Annotated in this window: 2 protein-coding genes and 1 tRNA gene; all 3 read right to left on the bottom strand. The window is 63.8% G+C overall.

The window, feature by feature from the left end; translation table 11 throughout:
• Positions 1-133 precede the first annotated feature (133 nt).
• Positions 134-209, bottom strand: a tRNA-Lys gene (locus RR928_RS06320).
• Positions 210-277: 68 nt separating this feature from the next.
• Entirely contained in the window at positions 278-1,162 is an 885-nt protein-coding gene (locus tag RR928_RS06315) for an NAD(P)-dependent oxidoreductase (protein ID WP_332534059.1), read from the bottom strand.
• A gap of 156 nt (positions 1,163-1,318) precedes the next feature.
• The coding region (locus RR928_RS06310; RefSeq protein ID WP_332681819.1) for a GMP reductase at positions 1,319-1,909 on the bottom strand (591 nt) is incomplete at its 5' end.

The following is a 1,909-nucleotide window of genomic DNA, read 5'->3' as shown; positions in this document are numbered from 1 at the left end:
ACACTCGACCTACGGATTAAGAGTCCGCTGCTCTACCAGCTGAGCTAAGAACCCATCTTGAAGGAACAAGGCCCGATGGCCTCGAACTTCCAAAACGTTGTGCAGTGATCTTTCGACCAAGGCGCTGAAAAAGTGGTGGGTCCTGAGTGATTCGAACACTCGACCTACGGATTAAGAGTCCGCTGCTCTACCAGCTGAGCTAAGAACCCACTTTTCCCTTGCGTTTGCAAGCGAGAGCTGGATTATGCACTATTTTTTACACGGCTGCAGAAAAAAATCAGCCCATGGCGTTGCGGCTGGCCAGTTCGACAAACAGCCCGCTGTGGTCCAGGTCGCCCAGGCCATGGGCAACGCTGTCAGCGTACAGCTGCTCGAACAGCCCGGTGATCGGTGCATCGAAGCCGATCTCCGCGGCCGTGGCCAGCGCATTGCGCAGGTCCTTGAGCTGCACCGTCATGCGCCCGCGCGGCGCGAAGTCGCGCTCGAGCATGCGCTGTCCGTGCAGCTGCAGGATGCGGCTGTCGGCAAAGCCGCCGCCTATTGCTTCACGCACCTTGGCCATGTCTGCGCCGCCTTTGGCAGCGAGCAGCAGTGCTTCGGCGACCGCGCCTATGGTGATGCCGACAATCATCTGATTGGCGAGCTTGGCCAGCTGGCCAGCGCCGTGGGGTCCGACATGGGTCGCGCGTCCCAAGGCGCTGAAAACCACGCGTGCGCGTTCGAAGTCGGCAGGCCTGCCGCCGGCCATGATGGCCAGCGTGCCGGCCTCGGCGCCCACGGTGCCGCCAGACACCGGAGCGTCGAGATGGGCGATGCCGCGTTCGCCCAGGCGCGCCGCATGGTCGCGGGCTTCGCTGGGCTGGATCGATGCCATGTCGATGAACAGGCTGGCGTCACGCATGGCGGCCGCCGCGCCCTGGCTGAACAGCACGTCTTCGACCACCGGTCCGTTCTCGAGCAGGCTGATGGCGATATCGGCGCCCGCCACGGCCTGGGCCGCCGTGTCGTGGACTTGCGCACCGTCATCGGCCAGCGGCTGGGCGCGGGCGCGGGTGCGGTTCCAGGCATGGACTTCGTGGCCGGCCTGGCACAGACGGCGGGCCATGGGCAGACCCATCATGCCGGTGCCCAGTACAGCAATCTTCAACGGGTGAGGGTGCATGTCTTCAAACATCCTTGACGAAGTGCGGCGGGTACCCGCGAATTCATCGTGTGCACCGCAATGGAAAAAGCCCGGGGCATGCAATGCCCCGGGCCTCTATCATCACCGCGATCGGCGCGCCAAGCTGTCACTGAGCTTGCAGCGCCGCTGCGGGCTTCACATCAGCAGATGTTCGCCCGCGTTGTCGCCGCCCAGCGTCACATAGTTGACCTTGCGGATGTCCATGAGCTTCTTGCCGCCCGAGTAGCTGATCGAGCTCTGGATGTCCTGCTCCATCTCGATCAGCGTGCTGGCCAGCGTGCCCTTGACGGGTTCGAGGATGCGCTTGCCTTCGACATGCTTGTACTCGCCCTTGTTGAAGTCCGAGGCCGAACCGTAGTACTCCTTGAACTTCTCGCCATCGACCTCGACGGTGTTGCCCGGCGATTCCTCGTGGCCCGCGAACAGCGAGCCGATCATGACCATGCTCGCGCCAAAGCGTATGCTCTTGGCGATGTCGCCGTGGCTGCGAATGCCCCCGTCGGCAATGATTGGCTTGGTCGCGACGCGCGCGCACCACTTGAGCGCCGACAGCTGCCAGCCGCCCGTGCCGAAGCCGGTCTTGAGCTTGGTGATGCAGACCTTGCCCGGGCCTATGCCGACCTTGGTCGCGTCCGCGCCCCAGCTTTCGAGTTCGATCACGGCTTCGGGCGTGCCGACGTTGCCGGCGATCACGAAGGCCTGCGGCAGCTTGAGCTTGAGGTAGGC

Origin of the sequence: Comamonas sp. (assembly GCF_036666375.1) — a bacterium.
GTDB lineage: Bacteria > Pseudomonadota > Gammaproteobacteria > Burkholderiales > Burkholderiaceae_C > Comamonas.
The sequence above is the reverse complement of the archived record's forward strand: the minus strand, read 5'-3'. Positions and strand labels throughout refer to the sequence as shown.

Coding starts and splice junctions, on each gene's coding strand:
- RR928_RS06315 (WP_332534059.1), bottom strand. CDS start 1,162: ATGCACCCTCACCCGTTGAAGATTGCTGTACTGGGCACCGGCATGATG.